At 35.7% G+C, this 25,222-nt stretch carries 19 protein-coding genes; 3 read left to right on the top strand and 16 right to left on the bottom strand.

Annotated features, from left to right (window positions below):
- Positions 1–840, top strand: coding sequence for a PRD domain-containing protein (locus DKK79_RS13820; protein ID WP_110424561.1), 840 nt, complete (start codon positions 1–3; stop codon positions 838–840).
- A 711-nt stretch (positions 841–1,551) separates the two neighbouring features.
- Here DKK79_RS13820 and DKK79_RS13815 read toward each other — a convergent pair.
- The 5 genes from DKK79_RS13815 to DKK79_RS13795 all read right to left on the bottom strand — a co-directional run bounded on the left by DKK79_RS13815 (position 1,552) and on the right by DKK79_RS13795 (position 5,120).
- Positions 1,552–2,094: a D-lyxose/D-mannose family sugar isomerase gene (locus tag DKK79_RS13815; protein WP_181415329.1), complete on the bottom strand. Its 543-nt coding sequence runs from the start codon at positions 2,092–2,094 to the stop codon at positions 1,552–1,554.
- Between the two features lie 98 nt (positions 2,095–2,192).
- A complete protein-coding gene (locus DKK79_RS13810; protein WP_110424559.1) occupies positions 2,193–3,287 on the bottom strand; it encodes a PTS fructose transporter subunit IIC in 1,095 nt (364 codons plus the stop codon).
- Positions 3,288–3,307: 20 nt separating this feature from the next.
- Positions 3,308–3,619 carry a PTS fructose transporter subunit IIB gene (locus tag DKK79_RS13805; RefSeq protein ID WP_110424558.1) on the bottom strand — a complete coding sequence of 104 codons (312 nt, stop codon included), beginning with the start codon at positions 3,617–3,619 and terminating at the stop codon, positions 3,308–3,310.
- Positions 3,620–3,665: 46 nt separating this feature from the next.
- Positions 3,666–4,121: a PTS sugar transporter subunit IIA gene (locus tag DKK79_RS13800; RefSeq protein ID WP_110424557.1), complete on the bottom strand. Its 456-nt coding sequence runs from the start codon at positions 4,119–4,121 to the stop codon at positions 3,666–3,668.
- A gap of 126 nt (positions 4,122–4,247) precedes the next feature.
- Complete coding sequence (locus tag DKK79_RS13795) at positions 4,248–5,120, bottom strand: ketose-bisphosphate aldolase (protein ID WP_110424556.1); 873 nt, start codon at positions 5,118–5,120, stop codon at positions 4,248–4,250.
- 213 nt (positions 5,121–5,333) lie between these two features.
- Here DKK79_RS13795 and DKK79_RS13790 point away from each other — a divergent pair, with 213 nt between their 5' ends.
- Together DKK79_RS13790 and scrK are read left to right on the top strand one after the other, a co-directional pair.
- Entirely contained in the window at positions 5,334–6,098 is a 765-nt protein-coding gene (locus DKK79_RS13790) for a DeoR/GlpR family DNA-binding transcription regulator (protein ID WP_110424555.1), read from the top strand.
- Positions 6,099–6,465: 367 nt separating this feature from the next.
- A complete protein-coding gene (gene scrK, locus DKK79_RS13785) occupies positions 6,466–7,335 on the top strand; it encodes a fructokinase ScrK (RefSeq protein WP_034884678.1) in 870 nt (289 codons plus the stop codon).
- Between the two features lie 287 nt (positions 7,336–7,622).
- Here the strand turns inward: scrK and DKK79_RS13780 are convergent, their stop codons facing one another.
- The 11 genes from DKK79_RS13780 to DKK79_RS13730 all read right to left on the bottom strand — a co-directional run bounded on the left by DKK79_RS13780 (position 7,623) and on the right by DKK79_RS13730 (position 23,870).
- Positions 7,623–8,627 carry a LacI family DNA-binding transcriptional regulator gene (locus tag DKK79_RS13780; protein WP_110424554.1) on the bottom strand — a complete coding sequence of 335 codons (1,005 nt, stop codon included), beginning with the start codon at positions 8,625–8,627 and terminating at the stop codon, positions 7,623–7,625.
- Between the two features lie 426 nt (positions 8,628–9,053).
- Complete coding sequence (locus DKK79_RS13775; RefSeq protein WP_181415328.1) at positions 9,054–9,446, bottom strand: GlcG/HbpS family heme-binding protein; 393 nt, start codon at positions 9,444–9,446, stop codon at positions 9,054–9,056.
- A 49-nt stretch (positions 9,447–9,495) separates the two neighbouring features.
- Positions 9,496–10,407, bottom strand: a complete 912-nt coding sequence (locus tag DKK79_RS13770) for a dihydrodipicolinate synthase family protein (protein ID WP_110424552.1) — start codon at positions 10,405–10,407, stop codon at positions 9,496–9,498.
- Positions 10,401–11,228: an SDR family oxidoreductase gene (locus tag DKK79_RS13765; protein ID WP_110424551.1), complete on the bottom strand. Its 828-nt coding sequence runs from the start codon at positions 11,226–11,228 to the stop codon at positions 10,401–10,403. Before DKK79_RS13765 ends, DKK79_RS13770 begins: the two co-directional genes overlap by 7 nt.
- 16 nt (positions 11,229–11,244) lie before the next feature.
- Positions 11,245–12,348 (bottom strand): mandelate racemase/muconate lactonizing enzyme family protein, encoded by a 1,104-nt coding sequence (locus tag DKK79_RS13760; protein WP_034884418.1) that lies wholly within the window; start codon positions 12,346–12,348, stop codon positions 11,245–11,247.
- Positions 12,349–12,402: 54 nt separating this feature from the next.
- A complete protein-coding gene (locus tag DKK79_RS13755; protein ID WP_110424550.1) occupies positions 12,403–13,785 on the bottom strand; it encodes an MFS transporter in 1,383 nt (460 codons plus the stop codon).
- Between the two features lie 79 nt (positions 13,786–13,864).
- Positions 13,865–15,511, bottom strand: a complete 1,647-nt coding sequence (locus DKK79_RS13750; RefSeq protein ID WP_110424549.1) for a signal transduction protein — start codon at positions 15,509–15,511, stop codon at positions 13,865–13,867.
- A 16-nt stretch (positions 15,512–15,527) separates the two neighbouring features.
- A complete protein-coding gene (locus tag DKK79_RS13745; protein WP_110424548.1) occupies positions 15,528–17,114 on the bottom strand; it encodes an FGGY-family carbohydrate kinase in 1,587 nt (528 codons plus the stop codon).
- Between the two features lie 901 nt (positions 17,115–18,015).
- Complete coding sequence (locus DKK79_RS13740) at positions 18,016–19,503, bottom strand: class I SAM-dependent DNA methyltransferase (protein ID WP_110424547.1); 1,488 nt, start codon at positions 19,501–19,503, stop codon at positions 18,016–18,018.
- Between the two features lie 81 nt (positions 19,504–19,584).
- Positions 19,585–21,063, bottom strand: coding sequence for a restriction endonuclease subunit S (locus tag DKK79_RS13735; protein WP_110424546.1), 1,479 nt, complete (start codon positions 21,061–21,063; stop codon positions 19,585–19,587).
- The gene (locus DKK79_RS13730; RefSeq protein WP_110424545.1) at positions 21,063–23,870 is read right to left on the bottom strand and encodes a type I restriction endonuclease subunit R; all 2,808 of its coding nucleotides are present in this window, start codon (positions 23,868–23,870) and stop codon (positions 21,063–21,065) included. The genes DKK79_RS13735 and DKK79_RS13730 overlap by 1 nt, the downstream gene beginning before the upstream one ends.
- Positions 23,871–25,222: the final 1,352 nt, after the last annotated feature.

Raw genomic sequence — 25,222 nt, 5'->3', positions numbered from 1 at the left:
ATGATAACATTTAAAGTTGATAAAATTTTAAATAACAGCCTAGTATTATCCAAAAATAGTGATAATAACGAGGTGATCCTGATGGGAAAAGGGATCGGTTTTAATGCTAAAGTTGGTGATCTGCTTGATGCTGAGCAGATTGAGAAATGTTTTGTTTTACAACAAATAACAGGTATTCAAGGTTATCTTAACTTAATTGAATCATTACCTGATGATTACATCGAGTTAACGAGATTTTTGTTAGACTATGCGAGCAAAACATTACAAACGACTTTTAGAGAAACGCTCTTTTTTACCTTATTAGATCACCTCAATTATGCTATTGAAAGATATTATTCAGGAGTGGTTATTCAAAATCGCTTGTTATACGAAGTGAAAAGCTTTTATCCTAAAGAGTTTGAAGTTGCAAAGTACGGCATAACCTATATAAACCAACGTTTTAATATTAGTTTACCTGAGGAGGAAGCAGGTAACATAGCCTTTCATTTAGTTAACGGTCAATCACATCAACAAACTATGCAGCACACGTTATTGTCCGTTAAAATGTTGAAGGATATATTCAATATTATTCAATTTAATTTTGCAATTCGAATAGATAAACAATCGCTACATTATTCACGCTTTTTAACTCATATGCAGTTTTTTATTCAGCGTATTTTTGAGCAGAAACAGCTACAATCTGATAATGATTTTGTTTTTCAACAGGTGATTAGGCAATATCCAGATGAGTTTAAATGTGCAAATGTCATTAAAAAATATTTAATTAATCAGCTTAATATCACGATTTCAAATGAAGAAATTCTCTATTTAATACTACATATCATTCGTATTGTACATTAAATCAAGCAAACAAAAGTCAGCTTTAATGTGTATATCGATAATTAATACCAAAATGAAAGATTATTGCTAATAATCGTTGTGCAACTTTATCATTTGCTGTTAATATTCGATGGTTAATTGTTCATTTGGATCTGTTTCAATATTCTGCAAATATGAAAAAATCGGTAAATCAGCTTCAGCCCAATCAAGATTATTTAGTTCATTAATATCTAGCCAACAAATTTTATTATGTTCTAAACATATTGGATCATTATCAATTAGCTGACAAAGAAAATTTGTTGGAAGGTAGCTTTAAAAATGTTTTTCAATACTATCAAAGGATAAATAGCTATATACCTTTCGAATAATAATTAAAGAAGTTTTTTAAACAGTTTAAACTGGCTACCAATAGGATAACGTTTTAACTTGATTAAATTTTACAGATAGAATGGTGTTAATATGATTGATTTATCGGCGGTTATTTTTTTAATACAGCAGTACTTTTAATGTGAATTGCTGGTCTTTTGGTTTAGATTGTTTGCTTAGTGTCATTGTTAATAGTCAGATTTAGTTAGTAGCTAATGTTATTAATCTAATGGTTACCTAAAGTTTATTGGGGCTATTTAATCTTATTTTCAACGGTTACTATGATAAATAACCCCATTATTATGACTATTTTCCGTTGCTTTATAAAACTGAAAATAGACGATTATTAGGGTTAGAAAATTTCACTTATGTGATTCGGTCTTGGCAAACTCTATTGATATTTGGGTTAGTAAAAATATCAAATTCATCATAACTGGTTGATGAAAATTCACTTACTACAGCACCTTCAGACCCGGCTTTAAACCAATGTTTAATATTTGGGTCGATGGTATATTGCTCACCGGGAACTAACACAATTTCTTGGCGGGCAGTATAGTATTGTTGATTATCGCCCTGCGGTAAAGTACCAGATATATTGGCCTTATTTTCACCTTCAACATATAAATATACTTTACCCCATCGACAACGAAATGTTTCTTGTTTTCCTCTGCTGCTGTTGATGTCAGGATGTCGATGTTCAGGGCAGGTTTGGTTGGGTAGTAATACCATTTCTTTGGCACAATATCGGTCAGTATTAATATAAATAATTAAGTTTAAACCTTCATTATTTATATTATTTAAACCAAAATCAGCAAACTCAATATTATTTAACTCTTGTTCGGTCAAAATAAGTTGAGCTTTTTTAAATAACTCTTTGACATTATTCTTATAATCTTCACTAACTAACATAATACACCTCATATAACTAAAACTAAGTCTATATTTAGTATTTAGATGGCTATGGTTTAATCGATAATGTCTTGCATAACCATCCAATTTTTATAGATTTAGCTGATTTTTATTGCATCTAAGTCAATATCTTTCTCGTCATCAATAGTGAGTTCATTGTTATCATCTAGATTGACTCGTTTTTTCAGTACAAATAATATAATTGCGGTAGCAAGTGAGCCCGCCATTAAGGCAATAAACCATTGGATAGGATTGACCATTGTCACCATTGCAAATAGTCCACCAGCTGGTGCCGGTGTAGCACTACCACACGCCATACTAATTGCACCGCCAACAGCGCCACCGACCCCGGTTGCTATTAAACATCTGAGTAAGTCATTAAAGATAATCGGATAGCAACCTTCAGTGATTTGGCACACTCCCATAGGAAATGCCGCTTTTAATGTTTCAACTTCATTGTGGGTATAAATATTTTTAGAAAATATTTTTTGCATAAAGTAAGCGATTGTCATACCAAAAGGCGTTACCATTGAGGCTAAAATCATAACTGCCATTGGTTCATAGCCATTTGGACCTAATGAAAGTAAAAACATGACCACGGTTTTATTGATTGGACCACCATAATCAATTCCGGAAAGAACACCTATAATTAATCCATATACAATTTTTTCACTGGTATTAAGATTTTTTAAGTAGTTCATCAGTAATTCAGTGAATGCAGCAATCGGGGTACCGACAACGTAATACATTATAAGGCCCATGGCAAACGCCGATAATAACGGAATAATCAAAACCGGTCTTAGCCCTTCAGCCCAATGTGGTACTTTAATTTTCTCTCTAAGAAGTAAAGCAATATAACCGGCAATATAGCCACCGATAAAACCACCGATAAAGCCTGCGCCGATATTAATCGCAATTAATCCGGTCAAAAAACCGGGAGCAATGCCTGGTTTATCGGCGATAGAATAAGAAATACCGGTAGATATCACTACAGGTAGCATTCCAAGAACTAATACCCCCATAGTCGAAAGCGCATCAACTAATCGGAAATCATCATGGAAACTATTCATGACTTGTCCACCAAATAGACTACCTATAGCGAGACAAAAACCGGCACTGACAACAATTGGTATTAAATATGATATAGCCGTTAGAGCATGGCGCTTTAACGCTATTAATTTGAACATCTTCATGTGCAACCTCACCTGTAAGATTATTGAGAAATAGCTTCTTCGATCTTCTTAATTAATTTATTGGGGGACTTTATGGCGATTTCCGTGGGGACCTCAATGATTTTTTTGTCGGCAAATCGTTCTCTACCAGATACTTTTACATCAATAGCTAATATAACAATATCAGCACTTTTGATTAATTCATCTGGAATTTCATCTTGTACGCCTATCGTACCTTGGGTTTCAATATGTATGTTATGCCCAGCATTTTTGGCCGCAGTGATTAATTTTTCCTTTGCAATATAAGTATGTGCAATTCCTGCAGTACAGGCAGCGATTCCAATAATATTCATAGCCTTTGTCCTTTTTAATTACAATTACTTGCTGATAAATTTGCTATCAGCAACTAGTGAAAATTTGTTTAATTTCCTGACTATCATTTGCTTTTAACAATCTATCAATAACATCATCATTACCAAGCTTACCGGCTAATTGTGCCAACAACATCAGATGTTCATTAGCACCATCATGATTAGCGCTGACTGAGAATAAAAATATTAATTTAACTCCTTTGCCATCAAGAGTTTCCCATTGAATTTCTTGGTTGAATTTCCCAATAGCAATACCATTTCGTAGTACGCTATCGCTTTGACCATGAGGAATAGCAATATAATTACCTATACCTGTTGCTCCCAATGATTCTCTATAATAGATATCTTCCAGAAATGAACTAATATCATTAATATAGCCAGCATTAAGTAGTTTTTCTGATAAAATCAGTAATGCTTCATTTTTATCTTTTGCATTAATATTGGTGGTAATGACTTGTTCATCTAAAATTTTATTTAATGACATAAACTCTTCCTCTTATTAAATGTAATAATCCATTGTTGGTTGCCGGTCGACAATTAACCGGCGTTTAACTTACATTTATTAATATGAACAAGCTGTTAGCTATTTGTTCTTATCTAGCCTTAAAATTTATCGATAATATAAAGATGCTTTATTATCAGCTTTAAATAATTTAATTTTTTGCTCCGCGACTCTTTGTGTCTCTAGCATGCAAGGTGGGAATAAAACATTAGGCTCTCTAATCTCGTTATTACCGCCATTTAACATCTCGCGTAATTTGTTAGCAAAACAGATTTTTATATCACTAGAAATGTTTATTTTGGCAATACCTAAATCAAGCGAAGCGGCAAGTTCATCATCAGCATTACTCGAACCGCCATGAAGTACTAATGGGATTGCGACCAGCTTATAAATTTCTTCTAGAATATCTAAACGTAATTTAGGAACTAAGTGTTTTGGATAAATACCATGTGATGTACCAATAGCAATCGCAAGAGAATCAATTTGGGTTTCTTCAACAAATTCTTTGGCTTTTAGCGGATCGGTGTAGATAATTTCACTGGCTCCCCCTTCAACGGTAGAACCTGTGTCGCCAATGGTGCCTAACTCTGCTTCCACTGATACGCCAACACTATGTGCTAATTTTACGACTTCTTTAGTAATCCTAATATTTTCCTCAAATGGTTGATGTGAACTGTCTATCATTACTGAGGTGAAACCCAATTGAATGGCATGGGCGACTTGTTGCATGTTGGCGCCATGATCTAAGTGAATACAAACGGGGATTTTACTGTGGTTACATTCATAAATAACTTGACTGATAAAACTGTCTTTTAAGAAAGCAAGCTCATCAGGGTGAATAGCCATTATAAATGGCGCGTTAAGGCGTTCAGCCGTTTCCATGACTGCAGTAAGTAATTGCCCACTACCCGCATTAAAAGCCGGGACAGAAAATTTATTTTCTCTTGCTATATCTAGCATTTGTTTACCAGTGATTAACATAAGCTACTCCTTAAATTGCTATTATTAACATTTTTCTTTTTTTGTTTTTCTTTTCTTTCTTTTATTATTTTATTCTTTCTTATTTGTGTCAATTGTTTTTTTATTTTCTTTTTATGGCTATTTTACTTTCTTATGTTTATCGGTTTTTTTTGTTTTATTTTATTTTGTTTTTTGTGTATTATTTAGATAAATCAAAATTTAAGGTGACTAATTATGTTTGCTGAAGAGAGACAACAGATTATTTTGAAAACAGTAATAGAAAATAAATCGATTACTGTTAAAGAGTTAGCCGCTTTATTAGACGTATCAATGCCGACTATACGTAGTGATATTGATATAATTTGTGCAAATTTTCCTGATATAGAGCGAACACATGGCGGGATTGTGTTATCGAATAAATTTATACATCAAACACCTTATGAAGAAAGAAAAGCACTCAATTTGAAGGAAAAACAGAGCATTGCTAATTTAGCGATATCTTTAATTAAACACAAAGATACAATTCTTATTGATTCTAGTTCAACGAGTAATGAAATCGCCAATAAATTAATAAATATTAATGTCAAAGTTACGATTATTACTACCGGTATCAATATCGCAATTAAGTTAAAAGAAAATCCAAATTTGACCGTTATTATTATTGGTGGCGTGTTGAAACCCAAATCAAATACCATACAAAACTCTTTTGATGATAGCGTTATAAACGCTTTTAATATTGATAAATATTTTTTTTCAGCCTCAGGGGTCTCACTGAAAAACGGTTTTTCTGATTATAATTACAATGAAGTTGTCGACAAAAAAAGGTTTTTAGCAAAATGCCAACAATCTATTGCGCTAATTGATTCAAGTAAATTTAATATTGATTCAAAATCTAGCTTTGCTCAATTAAAAGAGGTCGATTATTTAATAACAACTCAAGCTGTTGATAAAATGGTTATTGACCAATATAAAAAGTATGTAAAAGTTCTAACAGCTTGAAGATAAATAGCACTAAAGATGGTTTGGTTTAACAATATGAGGGCTAAAGAGCTGCTCTGCTATATTGGTGATATTAAAAAAATTGTTGGCGTAATGAGATCCATTTTAGTCGAATCAATTTGCTGAAAATAAATATGTTCTCGGTATTCAACCTGATTTAGGCTGACCAATGAATAAGCAAAAAGGTGGATTGATTTAAGTACCATTAGAGAGCTTTACCTGGTGGCTCTATTTTGATGTAGCTAATATATAATATACAAAAATAGTGTAAGGTATTTTAATGATGACTAGGATGAAAAATTTACATTTTAATTTAGTTAGCTGCTAGTCCTAATTGAATGTAATGAATAATATTTAATGGAGATAAATAATGAAACGATATGGTAGTGTTGAGGCGGGAGGCACCAAATTTATTTGTGCTGTTGGTAATGAAAATAATGAGATCATTATTAGTGAGGCTATACCAACCACAACTTATGAAGAAACAATAAAAAAGGTCATTGTGTTTTTTGAAAAAAATCGCGTTGATGCTTTAGCGATAGGTAGTTTTGGGCCAGTAGATCTTGATATTTCTAGTGAGCAGTATGGATGTATATTAAATACCCCAAAACAGGGTTGGACTAATGTAAATATTGTTTTACCAATACAGAAAGCACTCAATATACCGATCTTTTTTACCACAGATGTTAACTCAAGCGCTTATGGTGAAATGTATCTAAATGGATGTAATAACTTAGTTTATTATACAATTGGTACCGGAATTGGTGGCAGTGCCATTCAAAATGGTGTATTTATTGGAGGTATTGGCCATCCAGAAATGGGACATCAATTGATAAAAAAACATCCGCTAGATGTCAATTTTAACGGTGTTTGCCCATTACATGGTGATTGTTTAGAAGGACTAGCGTCAGGACCGAGTATTGAAGCGAGAACTGGTAAAAAAGGTCAAGAACTAGAGACCAATTCAACGGTTTGGGATATTCAAGCCTACTATATTGCTCAAGCTATTTTGAATACGACCTTAGTGATTAGACCGGAGTTAGTCATTGTTGGTGGCGGAGTAATGAGCCAACATCACATGTTAGATCGAATAAAAATGCATTTTAAAAAATTGTTAAATAATTATGTTACCATTGAAAATATTGATAAATATATAAAAACCCCGTCAGTTGAAAATAATGGTAGTGCAACAATAGGTAACTTTTTACTCGCCAAGAACTTATTAATTAAAAATTAATTTATTGCCATTGTATATGATGAGGTTGTTATATCTACCGAAATTGATATAGGAACCTCTGAATTTAAACCGAACTTACCCTGTTTTTTAAATTATAGATAGGCTAATCGCAAATGGATCATCATATAGCTTTTATTTAATATCCATTCAGATGCCAATTAGAGGTCATATATGGAAAAAATCTTACCAATATTGCCTTGTTTTGGGAGTTATATCACAAAATTTTTAGCTGGTTTGAAAAAATAGCCCAATTAAATTATAAGCAATAAAACCTAAAAAGTTCTACTCTACTTCTTTTTAAGGCGGCTTATAATTTCTGTTTTAATCTTGATCTGGTCAGAACTTTTTTCTCCTGATATTTTATTATTCATAATGGCGATAGCATTTTCGGCAATATCTTTATCATTTTGCTTCATTGACCAGATATTGTTAGCTAAGAAATTGAGCATAATATGTTCATCAAAAGCACCAATATTTAGATTATCCGGAATATATCCCAAATGCTGACGTAGAAAACTAATAATTCCTTCTAAAATAGGTAGTGATGAAGCGATAAAATTTTGCGGTATGTCGTTATGTGTTTCAATGTACTCTTTCATTAAAAGCTCGCCGTCATTAACTAAATCAGTTTGTGAATAAAAGACTTCACAATCTTTTTTGTCAATGCCGTTCTCAACCATGGCAGAGATAAAACCTGCTATACGTTCTTTTACTGGGGGTAAAATCGGCGCTCCCGCAAAAAAAACAATGGGTTTTTGGATGAGTTTAAACATTGATGATGTTAAGGCATAACCACTCTCAAAGTTATCAGACACAACCCATGAAGAGTCATTTTGAGCAAAATCACGATCTAAGAAAACGATGGGTTTATTAGATGTTTTGATATGATACATTTGTGTTTCTTCAGTAACCGGGACAACAAAAATACCATCAACATTTCTCTCTTCTAGTGAAGCAAGTAATTTTTTTTCATGTTCAGGATCATTATGAGTACAACAGATCATCAATCGATAACCTTTACTTCGACAAGATAATTCCATCGACTCAGCCAAGGATGAGAAAAAAGGGTTTGATAAATTAGGCACAATTAAGCCTAATGTTTCTGTTTTATTTAATTTTAAACTACGTGCAATATGGTTAATGGTGTAACCATACTTATTGACATAATCTTGGATCTTTTTCTGGGTTTTCTGACTGATACGATAACGTTCTGCTTGTCCATTTAATACTAATCTCACTGTTGTTATTGACAGATTTAATGCAGAAGAGATTTGCTCTACTGTTTTAGCCATTTTAGATCCTATAATTTATATATTAAGAGAGTATTATAAAAATTTCACAACGAAATAAAAACCTTTCCTTAGATCAGTAATAAATATTTAAGGTTATTTATATAGAGTAAACTTTAGAATAAATTAAGATATAATTTATTGGATTGGTAGCATAATGTTATTAAAAAACTTTAATTTCGTCTTTGGCTTTGTTTATTTGCATCTTCTGATTATTTGTTGATCTGTAATTATTCAATGAAAAATCTTTTTGCCAGAAATTGTCTTGCCAAGGTTTTGGCTGCTGTTAATTACAATTTCGATTGGTCATTTATATTAGTTAAAATGGATAGAAACTCATTTAAGTGATGACCACCTCTTATGGAGGTGGTTTTCGATTAGTAGTAAAAATGAAAATAGAATAAAAACCATTTCTAATCATTATTTCATTTATACTTTTGAAAATAGTCCTGAATCATTAAGAAGAGTAAGTAGTTGTTTAGCGATGGTTAAGTCTTCTTGTGCACTTAAACCGCTAACCCCAATACCACCTATAACTTTATGATCAAATTCAATTGGAATCCCACCAGTTGATGCAATAAGATTATGATCGTTGAGTGCAATTAAATTTAAATTGCCCATTTTAACCTCTTGTTCAACTAAATCGGTTCCTCGCCGTAAAATAGCTGCGGTATAAGCTTTACGAATAGCAATTTTTCGGGGTAATGGATAGCAATAAGGATGAGCTACAAAAACCAATAACTCACCATAACTATCAACAATAGCAACGGCAATACCACGATTATTATCTTGTCGAGCAATGTCATCTAACAAATTTGTCATACACTCAACCATTTTCGAAATATTGATAGGAACTATTTGCGAATAATAGTTATCCATTTGTTTCATTAGCTATATTCTCTTTTATAATCAGATTCAAATTATCAAGTTGCTTTTTGTATTCTTCTGATAATAATTCAAATGGTGCTCGAGTATTACCCAAATCCATAAAGTCTATTCCTGACATATATTTAGCCGATTGAAAAATCCCCCTATCAACCATATACTCTATGGCATAATTGATCATACCTTGTACTTTTTGAGCCTTATCAACTTGCCCACTATGGTAATATTGGCGAATTTTCAAAAAAAGCTCTGGTTGAATGTTGACGGTAGTGCCAATTGTTCCTTTAACCCCGGCGGCAAGACTAGAAAAATAAATTTCATCAAATCCATTATAAAAGATTTTATCAGGATACTCGCAGACCATACGTTGTAATGAATACATATTATGAGAGGTATGTTTCACTCCTAATACTTGTTGTTCTGAGAGCAACTCTCCAGCAAATTTTCTATCGAATTCAACTTTAGTAAATTGTGGAATATTGTAAAGAATCACTGGAATAGAGACAGCCGATAATACTGTTTTATAGTAATTAATGATCTCTTTTTGACTAAAATTATAATAATAGGGGGGAACTAAGGAAACAGCTTTAACTCCTGATTTTTCAGAATTTTTTGCAATTTTAACTGCATCAAGCGTCCTAACTGTACCCACATGAGCAATAACCGGTACTTGATCACCGACCGCTTTAACGATGGTTTCAGCTATTTGTGAACGTTCTTCAATATTCAATAATGGTCCTTCTCCCGAAGAACCACAACAATAAAACCCTTCAACTCCACGTGATAGTTGTTTTTTTGCCAATAAAGCTAATGCCTCATAATTTACCGATTCATCATGATGCATTGGCGTGACGATTGCCGAGAAAACACCGGCAAACTGCTGTTTATTGTCTACCATGCCGTCCATCCTCCATCCATAACGACATTTGCTCCTGTCATATAAATAGATGCATCTGACATTAAGAAAACAATTGCACCATTAAATTCATTTGCTTGAGCCATTCTGCCAATAGGAATTCGAGCTGTATAATTTTTTTGGAATCGTGGATCTTGATCTGCGCGTTGTACTCCCGATAAGGTTAACGTATTAACCCGAATATTATCTCGTCCCCAATAGGTTGCACAGTAACGAGTGAAATTATAAACACCTGATTTTGCAGCAGAATAAGCAACTGGTTTAATAAATGGAACACCGGTATCTTCTTTTTTATAAGAATAGATATCTTGTACAGGAGAAACAACACCATAAATGGATCCAATATTCACTATTGAACCAGATTTTCCAGCTTGTTTCATTCTTGCACCAACTTGTTGTGTCATTAAAAATGTTCCCACTAAATTTACTTCAACAACTTCTCGGAATACTTCCTCAGGAAAATTTTCAAATGGTCCTGATACTTCTGGTGGAGCACTTGGTTGGGTATCAATACCAGCATTATTAATTAAGCCGTCTGGTGTTCCCCATACATTTTCAATATCATCTAAGGCGTTAGTAATTTCATCTACTTTTGTAATGTTGACACCATAAAATCTAACGTTTTTAGAATCTCGAATATCATTAAATACTTTGTTAATTTTATCTTCACTACATGTTGAACCGAGCACTGCTACCAGTGCTCCACGTGAATGAAGTTCTCTAACATATTGAGCCCCTAATTGCCCAAAGCCGCCTGTGACAATGATAATTTTGTCTTTAACAGAAAATAGAGAATCTTGCATCATTAAACTCCTTCAATTAAATTTTGTATTTCTCTAAATATTCTCTATCAAGAATGATGCCATGCCCTGGTAACTCACTAGGGATATAATAGCCATTTTCTTCACGACCAGCTGACTTGAAGATACGTAAATCACTCCAAGTTCCACCATCAGTCATTTCTGAATAAGAGATATTTGGTACAGTTGTTAATAGTGATGCGCTAAGTTCCATAACAAAGTGCGGTGTCATTGGTAAATTATGTGCTCTTGCTACGGCAGCAATATCTAAATATCCGGTAATTCCCCCTACTCGACCTAGATCCGCTTGAATAAAGTCAGCGGCATTACCTTCAATATATTGAGCAAATTGATTAACATTATAAACATTCTCACCTAGCGCTATTGGTGTATTTACACGTTCACGCAAATGAATATGTCCGGTAATATCATCTGATGGTAATGGTTCTTCAATCCATAATAAATTTAAATGATCAAATGCTTTAAATGCTTGTAAAGCTTGAGGGAAATTCCATCCTTGGTTAGCATCGACCGCTAAAGGAAAATAGGGTACTGCTTCTTGGATTTTTGTTAATCGCTCAACATCTTCCTCTAATGTTGGTTTACCTACTTTCACTTTTGCCGCGAAGTAACCTTTAGCTTTCCACTCTTTAACCTGTTCAATAACTTCTTCGACCGATAAATGTAAATTAATACCACTACCATAGAGAGGTACTTTATCCCTTACTCGTCCTAAAATATCAATTATTGGCGTATTTAAGGTTTTACCTAGTAAATCCCAGTAAGCGATATCAAGAGCGGATAAAGCATGAGTCGTAACCCCGGCACCGCCAACATCATGAACGTGTTTATAACTACGATGCCATAAACCTCGTGGTGATAGTCGTTGGCCGATAACGTCAGGAATAATTTCCTTAATTAAAGCTGAAATTGTTGTCCCGCACCAACCTGAAGTATGACTAAAACCAGTACCGACAAGACCATTTGAGCCATAAACATCAACAATCGATACTTCTATATCTGTTACATGGTGAATTTGATCTCCCCAAGGGCCTTTCGGTAAAGGAACTCTTGAGGTCATTAATTCGATTCGTTCAATTACAGGCATTTGTAAATTTTTCATAACTATATCCTTTTATCTATATATAATTCTCTGTTACTAATTTAATATTCTTGTTTATTTCTGTTTGTTACTTTCTTCATGTCCAAATACTTCTGGCAAAATAAATGTTGCTGCTAAAAATGCTAGGAAAGGTCCAATTGAAACGATGGCCGCAGCAACCGGCACGCCAAGGGTTTTGAATAATGGGGGGAAAACTAATGTAGTAACAAAAGCAGTCACTTTAACAATAGTGTAACCAATACCGGATGCAATTCCTCTATACTCAGGTTTTGCTACTAGGGAAATAACTGTCATTCCACTTTCAGAATCCCAATAATGCCCCCATAACATTAAAGCGGCGCCAAATGTAATAAAGATAAAGTTTTGATCATAAAATCCGTAGGCTGCAATTAAAATACCAATGGTTACCATTAAGAAGCCCCACTGACTAATCCCTTTATGACCTAATTTAGGTAACAATAATGGGCCTACAAAAGCGGAGGTCGCAGCTATGCAATTTATAAAAATTAATGCTAGGTTATTTTGTATTTGTCCTGAGATTCCAATTGTTACTAGAATAAACGGTAAATAGAATGAAAATGCATAATTTTCAAATGATTGCACAGCACATGAGATCCAACCAAAAATTGTGGTTTTCTTTGAAAATTTATTTTTAAATACATCTTTTAATACTTGGTTAACTTTTGGTTGTTCGATATGTACATTTTCGTCAGGTAGTAATGCGTCTAAAAAATCATCTTTATAGAATGTTTTTGATGCGACTTTTGCTTCAATAAAACGACCTCTTTCAACTAACCAAGTTGGTGTTTCTGGTAGTTCTTTACGCATCATCAATAGTCCAAATGCTGGAATTGCCGGAACAGCTAAAACAATGCGCCAAATTAAAGAATTATCAACATTAGCTAATTGCAAAATGGTCACTAATAAAATTGCAGCAATGATTCCTAATGCAAACATAAATTGCCAACGGTTTGCCATAACTTCACGTTTCTTTTTAGGCATCACTTCCATAATATAAGTGAAGCCATTAGCAACATCAGCCCCAACTGGAATACCGGCAAAAAATCTTATTGCAGCTAGCCAATACATATCAGGTGCCATACCTTGTAAAATTGCGCAAATAGCAAAAAGGATCATTGAACCAAGGAAAATTGTTCTTCTGCCGATTTTGTCTGTTAGCCAGCCGCCCATTAACGCACCTATAACTGCGCCTAATTGTGTTCCTGCGGCGGTTAAACCTAATAACCAACTACTTGGGTGGTAAATATCGTTTAAAGCATAAATAATGAATGCCATGGAATAGATATCCCATGATTCAATTAATAAAGCGGTTATCATTAACCAACCAGCTTTTGTTGCCGATGGTGACTCTTTATTATCAAATATATTTTTTACCGATGAGATAAGCTCATCTATATTTCTTGTGGATGTACTCATATTATTACCTGTTACCTTTAACCAAATTTATGTAAAAAGCCCACACGTTATCAACACTAAGCAAAACATTTAGATATAACTAAAAAAATCTAAATGCATCGCCAGCGACTTTAACTTTTATTTTTTGGGTTAAACATTGAGCAACAAAAGCTTGTAATACTTCTGCAATTTTATCTTCATCAACGTAAGCAATAGTGATATGGTTACTTTGATGCCCAGCCATAAAATCATTACGTGATACACCATCTAAAACGGCATTCATAAGTGGCCACTCATAATTGGTTGCTTTACGGCGACGCTCAAATTCAGCTTCTGGTAATTCCACCGCATGACCTGTACCAATATGCATAATGACGTCAAGTCCTTCATAATGAGCTCTCGACCAAATAAAACGTCCTGCTTTACCTTGTCCGGCAATGGTTGAACCACCATAAGGAAAGAACATCACTGGTTGTCGATATCCTGTTGCGCCGGCAATGCCACCTTTAATATGTTCAAAAGGAACTGCGCCTGAGATTTCAAAATCCCAGTAAAAAACGCCGTTGTATTCACTACCCCATCTAACATCGTGTAAAGTTGTCTCGGCAGGTAAATTTAAGGAGGTAAGAAGATACCAAAGCATGGTTTGTGGAATTGCGGTACCCATATCAACTTCATTTATGCAAGCGATGGGTTTTCCTGAGGCAATAATATCGCCATTATCATCTGGGATCGGGAAACGCTGAGTTGAACCTATGGCACCCTCTGCAAAATCAGACGCCGCACAACTATCTTTCAAGCCCTGTTGATATTGAACTCCAATCGCGGATAAACCATAGCGTTTATAAAAGCGAGCCATGGCAATCATCATGGCACATTGCTCTTCAACTTGTTCACGTGTTAATTCTGTTTGAGGATCTGTACCAAATTGAAATTTCATGCCTTGATCTTCATACCATTTGAGACAAGCTTGACGTAACGATTTTGGTACTTTGTTCATTTCAACTAATAATGCCGATTGTGATAATGATTCAAGTGGCATACCAATATCGATCAATGATTTTTGTGGAAAAACGCCATTGATCATCCCCATACAAAAGGTATCAAACAGTCCTAAAATAGCTTTATGTTGTAAAATATAGTTACCAACTTGCCGCCCAATTTCTCCGGCTGATGTTGCCATGACAGGATGTACTGGTGAAATATCATGTAAATATTGAGTATTGTGTTGTACAGAACCATACTTTAACCAAGTATCTAAAGAGCTATTAAAAAAGTCATCGTCAAAATTCTCAGACCATAATCTTGAATAATTTTTCCCTAAGCTTGTTAATGTTCCCGCTAAACAAAGCATACCAACCAACCCTGGCCAAGTTCCTTCAAAATTAGCTAATAGCAAAATAGGTCCTCGATGATGAACTAAGCAAGGCGCAACATAATGTGAATACTGCCAAGCAGTTAAAAGAACAATTAAAGGGGCATCAGGGTCAATATTGGCAAAATGATCACAACCTTCACGTTGTGTTCTAAGAAAACCATGTCCTACTTCTGAATTAACGGGAAAGGCACGGGTTAGTTTATATCCACGTTTCTGTAAACACTCTTGTAGTTTGTGTTCAAATTTAAGCTGTGTAGGCCAGCATGTGGTATTTGCAGCTTCTCGCAAATCACCACTTGTAATCATGATGATTTCTTTATCATCACTTTTTTGTGGATTTAATTGTTTGGGTAATACGACTTGTAGCATTTTCTACTCCTTTTTTTCAATCGGATAAACTCATGAATTGGTTATACTTTTGTTGATCTTGATACATTTGCAAATAAACACGGTATTTGTGTTTATGAAAATTTTGGCTGTTAAAATTAGGTTTGATTGTGATACCGCTAGCTACCATAGATTGGGCGGCACTTTGAATATTTGGGAAAGCTTTAGCTGCCACTGCCGCTAAAATCGCAGCGCCAAGATTGACCGCGTCTTCCTCTTTGACTAAAACAATTTCACGACCGGTTACATCACTATATTCGCGTAACCACAGTGGATTTTTTGTTGCACCTCCACACATAATGATCTTATCAATCTGGTAACCAGATTCAGTTAGTGTGTCGATGATATGTAGTGTTCCATAGGCGATGGCTTGCAAGGTTGCTAAGTAAATTCTGGCTAAGCCCATAACCCCCGTTTCGAGTGTTAATCCTGAAATCATCCCTTTAGCATCTGCATTAGCTCTAGGAGAACGATTACCATGATGATCGGCTAAGATGTGTAGATTTTGTGTTGGACGTTGTTCTTTTTGTTCTAACTGATTAACATAGTGATTTAATAATTGATAATAATGACACTGTTTTTCTTCTGATTCTTTAACAATTTCCGGCCAAGCTGAATGTTGTCTAATTGTCCATTCTAAAAGCGCCCCGGCAGCACTTTGCCCGCCTTCGTTTAACCAAAAATTAGGTAACATTGCCCCATAATATGGCCCCCAGACACCTGGAACATAAATAGATTTTGGGTTGACTATCATATGGCAATTAGATGTACCACTAATAATAGCTAAACTATTTTTAGGATCACTACCGACTAATGCAACACCGCCAGCATGGGCATCAATAATTCCACTAGCAACAATTACCTTTTCAGTTAAACCGAGTTCAATAGCTGCTTTGGGTGTAAGTGTACCAACCGCCTCAGCCAATTCAGTTACCGACTTAGGTATTTTAGCGAGCACATCATTTAGTCCAATTTTGGCTAAGAATTTTTCATCAAATCGTTTTTTATGAGAGAGATAGTTCCATTTGCAAGTCAATGTACAAACACTGGCGACATCTGCTGAGGTTGACTTCCAAACTAGATAATCCGCTAAATCAAAAAATCGCCATGTTGCTTGATATCTTTCGGGGTGATTGTTTTTTAGCCATAAAATTTTAGGCAGTTCCATCTCAACATTAACTTCACCACCAACATACTTCAAAACCGGATCATTAGTTAAGTTAATATCAGTGGTCTCTTTTTTAGCTCTATGATCCATCCACATAATGATATCTTCATGCAATGATCCATTTTCCGAAACAGAAATTGGTGAGCCATCATGGCCGATAGCAACTAAAGAACATGTCGCATCAAAGCCAATAGAAACGATCTTATTTTTATCTATTTTTGCTTGAAGAACCGTTTCTTTTACAGCAGAACAAACTTGATCCCAAATATCAGAAGATGATTGCGCGACCCAATCAACATTCGAATGAAATTGTTGGATTGGTCTTACTGCAAATGCAATTCGATTACCTTGTTGATCGAAAATTGCACTTCGTACACTAGCCGAACCTACATCAACACCAATAAAATAAATTTCCATCTTTAAACTATCCTTTGCTAACTCGTGTTAGCAATATATTTAAATAATTTGGAACCAACAACAATAATTATGTGATTATGTGATGCAGATCATGAATATTAATGTAATTTATTGTTTTTTCAGCTATAAACCTCTAGTTGAAAATACCAGTAAAACCAACACTTCTTTACTGGATAAATGATATTTCTAGGATTAACAATATGATTCTATTGAATAAATATTCATAACAATTGAACAATTATGGTCAGATTAGTTTTAATTAATCGGTAAGTCTATTTGTCAAAGCCACTTAGCATTTAGTTTTAAATAAGTGTTCAGCTGTTGACTATTCACTTAGCAAATTTGGCTTCAATTGACTTTAAAAATTAATACAATTATTTGGTTATTAAAAATAAATAATAAAACCTAAGCAATTTATGGTAACTATTGCCAATAAAGATTTTAAAACTATCTTTAGAACGAGCACCATTATCCAACTGAATGCATCTATTTTTTTACTTAATTTGGGGGTAGTTGACGTTGATTGGTAGAGAAACGTTGTTGGGAGGTGGTGTTGAAAAAGATTTGGATTTAAAAAACTGTTATGGGGAGGTTTTGGAGTTTGGTGGTTGGATATGGGATTGAATTTAATCAAACCTTATTAATATTCGTTTATGAGTTTTAAATTGCCGAAATATATTCGCTTTTGTATCCTTAAATTAAGTTGTTCGAGCTTTAATCAGTTTTATCATGTTGTTAAATCTTAAATGCATAGCTAAAACTTTTCGAACACTCAGCTAAATGTTGATTTAAATAATAGAATGTGATCATTTAAGTTGCGTCCAAAATTCAAAATAGGAAAGTGACTGTCATATTTAGCTTCAGGTTGAAAAGTTAATTTGACAGTCTCTTTTTAATAAATCTATTTAGTAGTTAGTTGATTGAGAACATTTCTGAAACTGTTTAATCCAGCTTCTAGATTTTCGATAATTTCTTCTACGAGTTCATCTGGTTCTGGTAGGTTATCAAGATCGGTTAAACTTCTATCTTTTAACCAGAAAATATCTAAGCTGGTTTTGTCCCGTGTCAGTAACTCTTCAATAGTGTATTTACGCCAGCGTCCTTCTGGATTATTTTCGGGATGCCAGGTCTCTTTGCGTTTAGCAGGATTTTTCGGATTGTAACATTCGATAAAGTCGGCCAGATCGTCAAAACGCATTGGCTTTTTCTTCAGGGTGTGATGAATATTGGTTCGGTAATCATAAAACCACACCTCTTTTGTCCAAGCCTTTGGACTGGCCGGCTGGTTATCAAAAAACAATACGTTGGCCTTAACCCCTTGTGCATAAAATATACCAGTAGGTAGACGTAGAATGGTATGTAGGGTGGTATTTTCTAGTAGTTTCTTGCGAATGGTTTCTCCAGCACCACCTTCAAACAGTACGTTATCTGGTACAACTACTGCGGCCTTGCCGGTGGTTTTCAACATACTGCGGATGTGTTGAACAAAGTTAAGTTGTTTGTTAGAGGTAGTCGCCCAAAAGTCTTGCCGGTTATAGGTCAGTTCATCGGTTTCCTGCTCACTTTCTTCATTGGTGAAGCTCATTGAGCTTTTTTTACCAAAAGGTGGGTTGGCAAGAACATAGTCTACACTAACAGGACTTGTCGCAATAAGCGCGTCATTAGGAGATACTAGACTATCACCATCAATTTCACCGATATTATGTAGGAACATATTCATTAGACACAGGCGACGAGTATTGGCAACGATTTCGTTACCATAGAAAGTACTATGCTTCAGAAATTGCTTTTGCTCTTTGTCGAGAGCGGTATTTTCTGGATTTGTTAGAAAGTCATAGGCTGCCAGAAAAAATCCACCCGTACCACATGCAGGGTCAGCGATAGTTTTTCCGGGTTCTGGTCGAATGCATTCCACCATAGCGCGGATTAATGACCTTGGTGTGAAATACTGACCCGCACCAGACTTAGTATCTTCAGCGTTCTTTTCCAGCAACCCTTCATAGATGTCACCCTTAACATCTGCGCCCATCATGATCCATTGAGTACTATCGATCATATCAATCAGGCGGTACAACTTAGCTGGATCTTGAATCTTGTTTTGTGCTTTAGTAAAAATTTGGCCAAGCATACCTTTCTGCTTACCTAATTCACGTAGCAATTCTACGTAAAGCACTTCAAGCTCTGCACCTTTCTTACTAGTAAGCGCTTGCCAATTATATTTTGCCGGAATACCTACGTCACGAGAGTAAGGTGGTTTGGCGTATTCATCGGCCATCTTAAGAAAGATCAGATAGGTTAGTTGTTCAAGATAGTCGCCATAACCGACACCATCGTCGCGTAGGGTAGTACAAAAGCTCCAGACTTTTGAGATGATTGTTGATGTATTCATTATTACATTGTCCTAACTCGATAAATAAGTAAAAAGCGCATCAATGTGGCTTTCATATAAAGTTGATTTGTTGACAGCCATCTAATGACCAGACACTGATTGTTTCTTGTTTGTCTTTTTGGTTTTCTGAGTGTTGACGAACTCTTTTTCCGCCTGAATACGAGCTAACAGTTCACTAGCTGGTTCATCACTTGGGTCTTGTGGTACCAATTGACCAGAGAAAGCTTTTTTCAGGATCGATTGGCGTAGGGTTTCGGCTTTTGCTAGCTGTTTATCGATTTCAATTTCAGTTGATTTAATCATCGGAAGTATAGAATCCAACAATGATATCAGAACTTCTTGTTCTTGTATTGAAGTCAGAGGAATAATTAGATTTTGCAATTCACTACTATTGATATTATTGACACCACTTGTTGATTTTGCAGCTGACTCTATTTGTTGGCGAATAAGATGACTACTCATGGCTGCCAATAAATATTCTGATTTTATCATTTTTTTATTGGGTCTCAATCTGATTAAGTAGCCTGCAAATATGTGTTTTGTATCCTTTTCTTTGACAAGCCCACAACTGCCAACTAGTGATATGCTCCCATTGGAACGTATAGTTAATATGTCACCAATCATTAAGCGAAGATGATCGATCTCACCTTTTTCAAAGTTAGCAAACTTCAAATCAGTGTCATCTATTATTCCCGCTGAAATATTAGGAATACGAAGTACACTTTGCTCGCCAGTTTCATAATCACATTTAGCTGATGTACCGTAAACTGGTTCGTCAATTAAGTTTCCAAGTTTGATGTGAGACCAGCCAGCTGGTAGAAAAGCAAGCTTTAGATTTGATGTTTCAGACTGCAGAGTAAGTTGAATCAATTTCTTAGGTTTACCCGGTTTTTTCCCCTCTTTACCATTAGCTTCCCACTTTTTTACTGTAGCTTTCCAATCTTCCAGCTGTTCTTGATAGTGGGCTTCGCGTTCCTGTTGGATGCGGGCGAGAAGTTGTTCTGGGGATTCCAGCTTATCGGCATTCTTCTCACGCCACTTCGCAGTGAGCTTACCTTCAAAGGCATGTTTAAGTACAGCCTGACGGTAGACTTTAAGTTGTTCGCGGGCGGTTTTTAGCGCAGCAATGCCATTATCCAGCTCAGAGAATAGTTCTTCGATTTTTGCGACAATACGTTTTTGGTGATTCAAAGAAACCAAATAAACTGGGCATTTTGTTATATCGCTAATCCTTAAGTACTTAATAGTCGATCCACGAGCCCCAACCGTTATTTTAGCAATATGATACATAACCAAATAGTACAACCATTTACCATCTACTATTTTTGGTCTAATGACATACGTTCGTTGGTATGCGTTAAATTTACCCTTGTAATATTTTACGCTGAAATTTCCATTCCCAGCTAATAATACTGCTTCAGTATCAAATGCAGCTGTATTTATGGTTAGGTTTTCTTCGCCACATGTAAAAAAAGGGTATAATCCATTGGCATTTTGGGAATTAGCATCCAACTTTCCAGTTGTGATATATGTTACTTGACCAAGATTAGTTTTAACCATCACGCCACCAACTCCCGATTCAACTCCTCAATCACCCAGTCCATCTTGTCTCCAAATTGCTGGTACATGCCCATTAAACCACCTTTGGCATCAAAGGGTGTCATATCTAAATCATCGCGCTCAAAGTGAAAGGAGCTGGCGATATGGTCGCGAATGGCTTGTAGCCATTGCATTTGCTGTTCATTAAATTTTTCTGAGTTACTTGAATGGTACTTCATAATCCAATCCTGAAAATTCTTTCTTACAGTGTTAGTAAAAGGCTTGATTTTACTATCAATTCCACATACTCGGCGAACCAAAGCCACTAGAGCAATAAGTTCTGTTAGCGGGTTGTCACCTTGGTAGTTATCCAAATGGGTATAAGCCTGCCAGATACGTAATGGTGCTAGCTTAGGACGATCTTGCTTGAGTTTTTCCAACAGCGCTTTGATGTGTGGGTAGGTGACTTCAGACCGACGTGCAGGAGTATAAAAGTAAATGGTGAGAGCATCAATCTTATCGGCTTGCTCTTGCAGATAGTCGGCAAACTCCTGTATAAGCACCTTAGCGTTTTCGGTGGTTTCTCCCTCCCATTCAGCTTTAAGAACCGTATCCAGATCATCGTGAACGATGATTTGTTCTTTGTCACGACGGATAGAATCAATTAGCTCTATTAAGTCGCCATTAAACAGGTTTGCCACTTCACTCACCAGCTGTTGTTGAGCTTGGTTGCGGGCATCATCACCAGGATCGGTACCGACGGGTTGACCGACAATTTCCAAGGCTTTTTGTTCTATACGGTCACCATCAATAGCGTTGAAAAGTTCACTCACAATCGTAAGGAGTGTTGTACCGCCTGCTTTTTCAGCAATGCGGGCACGCTCTTTGTCATCAAGTTGTTTGTCTAATCGTGCTAGGCGTCCAGCTAGTGATGAAACAGTATCACTATCACTCGCCCCCATCATAACACCCATCGCCAAATCTTTAAACGATACACTAGGCTTGGTGATAAGAGGTTGGCTTGCCGTTTTAACTGACTTGGTGACACCAATTGCATCAACAATCACATAGTGTGTTTTGGCACTCTGTGCAGATGGTGTGACCTTTTGTAGGCTATCTTTATCCAGTGTACGGGTACCGCGCCCCTTCATTTGTTCAAAGTAGTTTTTGCTTTTAACGTCACGCATAAACAGTAGACATTCAAGCGGTTTTACGTCAGTGCCCGTGGCAATCATATCAACGGTGACAGCAATACGAGGGTAATAGTCATTACGAAATTGGGCGAGTACGGATTTAGGATCTTCACCTTTTTCAACCACATTACCTTTGGCGTCGGTTTTATCATTGGCGACACGGTAAGTGACTTTTTTGCAGAACTGGTTACTTTCACCAAACTCTTCACGCACGATTTGGATTATGTCATCCGCATGGCTATCGGTTTTGGCAAAAATCAGCGTTTTGGGCACTTCTTGGCGACCAGGAAAGATACTTGGCAGCGAATCTTTGAACGTACGAATAACTGTACGAATTTGATCTGGATTAACAATATCACGGTCAAGTTGCTTGGCTGTGTAAGTTTGATCCTGATCCTGTTGCTCCCAACGCTTGCGCCGAGTAGTACGCTCGCGGCGCTCTACCTGTTGCTTTGCTTTGATCTTTCCGCCTTGTTTGGTCTTTTCAGTTTCAATAATAAAAATTTCGTTGCCAACATTAACGCCATCGGCCACAGCTTTTTCGTGGTTATACTCGCTGACAACATTCTTACGGAAAAAACCGTAAGTACGGTTGTCTGGAGTGGCAGTGAGTCCGACCAGATAGGCATCAAAATACTCAAGTACCTGCCGCCATAGATTGTAAATGGAACGGTGACACTCATCAATAATGATCACATCAAAAAACTCTGGTGGGATCTTTTCGTTGTAAACAACTGGCAGTGGTTCTTTAGGCTTAGTGAATTGTTCCGCTGGGTTTTGTTCTTCGAGTGATTCGTCCAGAACCTCATCTTTTAAAATTGAGTACATACGTTGGATGGTACTGATACAAACTTGAGCATCTTTGGCAATATATTGGTTTTTTAATCGCTGAACTGTGTAAAGTTCGGTAAATTTTCGGTTATCATCATTCGGCACAAAGCTCATAAACTCTTGTTCAGCTTGTTCTCCAAGGTTTTTAGTATCCACCAGAAACAAAATTCGGTTTGCGCTTACTGGCTCGCGTAACAGGCGATAACTAGCAGTAATTGCGGTAAAGGTTTTCCCAGAGCCAGTAGCCATTTGTATCAGCGCACGGGGCTTGTCTTGTTTGAAAGATTCTTCGAGATTAGTGATGGCCGTAATTTGGCAATCACGTAGACCGTTTTTTAGCAGAACAGGGAAATCTTGTAGACGGCCTCGCAGGCTTTTAGGATCTTTGCACCACTTGGCGAGGGTTTCCGGACGGTGGAAGTTAAACACTTCACGAGAGCGTGGATGTGGGTCTAATCCATCTGTAAAGCGAGTGATGATGCCAGTACTTTCATAGACAAAACGCAACGGTTTACTATTTTTGACCCATTTCAATGTGGCGCTAGCATACCCTTGTGATTGCTCTTCAACCGTAGTGATCTTCTCGCCCCAGACTTCGGGTTTAGCCTCAATGACACCGACCGCTTGTTTGTTGACAAATAGCACATAATCGGCAGGGCCTACGTCGGTCTGGTACTCGCGAACTGCAATACCAGAAGAAGCAGAAAAATCGATTTTCTTTTTATTTTGTACTACCCACCCCGCTTGCGCGAGTAGTTCGTCTATTTGATCTCGAGCTTTTTGTTCTGGATTTTGATTGACCATTTATTTTCTCTTATAAATCACATCTACCACTATCAAACGTTATTAGTACCATTTAAATAGTTTAACGTATTATATATTTTATACTATCAAGTCTAAATTTCACTCAAGATAAATACAGCAACACGATAAGTGATGACCACCTATTTAACCAAATAGCATAAATATTAGGTTATTTTAAACCATAGCACTATCAAATTAACTTGTTCTTTTTATAATCATACAGATGAACTTACTAAAAATCTATCTATACTCTTTATAAGCACTGGGGTTTCAGTTAGCTTAAATTTATTCAAGTTTTTCAACACGTAGGATTTAAATCATTAACAATTACTTTTACTGAAACTCCTTTGCCACTTAATTTTTTGGTTAACGGCTCGTTACTAGCAATTTTGATTAATTAATGCATCATTTGATATGCAAAGTCGTTAAATTAATTAATGCCCAAATAGATATAATAAAAGAACGATTTAAGCAATTCTTATAATATATACCAATATAGTTAACGCCGTTTATTGGAAGTGTTAATTAGCGAGCATTATAAATCAGTTCAGTATAAATAAAATAAAAGTAATTTCTCTTAAGTATTGCAAATAAGGAGATTAACGTTATTTTTTCGATACACGCCAATATCAAACTATTTGTATCCGGGTTAGTATCCGATTTTGCACTTGATATGGGATAATCTTAGTTGACGCCAATTGACAAAGAAAATCTCTTGAAAGGTAACTTTGAAAAGGATTTAGACTTAAAAAACTAGCTTTAAGCTGGTGTTTTTTTTGAGTTAGCATCTGGACGCGGAATCGAATAAACATTTCAATTTATTGATCTATATAAGTATATAATAAAATAAAAAGCTAATTATCCTAATTTTTCCTTTTTTTCTCTAACTAAGAGCTGTATGACTTTAGCTTGTTTTAGTAGAATTAGGCGTTAAGCTCTTGTCTAGCACATGTAGATTAAAAGGCAAAATATTAACTATAGAATCAGAGCTTGCTTCAGGACTTCAAGCGCAAATTAAATTGAATATGCTATCCAACAAGGCATTCTCACTTTCAATACGGCGCAAAAGTTAACGAGGTATTGTCAATAAGCAGGTAGCTAACCTCTGTCCCACTTTAGAGCTTGAATTGCTTTTTGAGTTTACCTAAGCGGATTAATCAATCTAAAAGTAGTTTAATAATTAAACTACCTTTACAACTCTGTTTATTAACGTTTGTAAGATCGAGTCAGCTAAAGGCTTGCAAAATGGAGTGAAATTGATTTTGAACATAAAACATGGACTATACCTGCTGAAAAAGCTTGGTAATTTAGCTAGCTGCTTTGATTATGAAAATATGAGCATAATATTGCAT

This window comes from Gilliamella apicola, assembly GCF_003202915.1.
Taxonomy (GTDB): domain Bacteria; phylum Pseudomonadota; class Gammaproteobacteria; order Enterobacterales; family Orbaceae; genus Gilliamella; species Gilliamella apicola_Q.
This window is presented reverse-complemented; position numbering and strand designations above follow the sequence as displayed.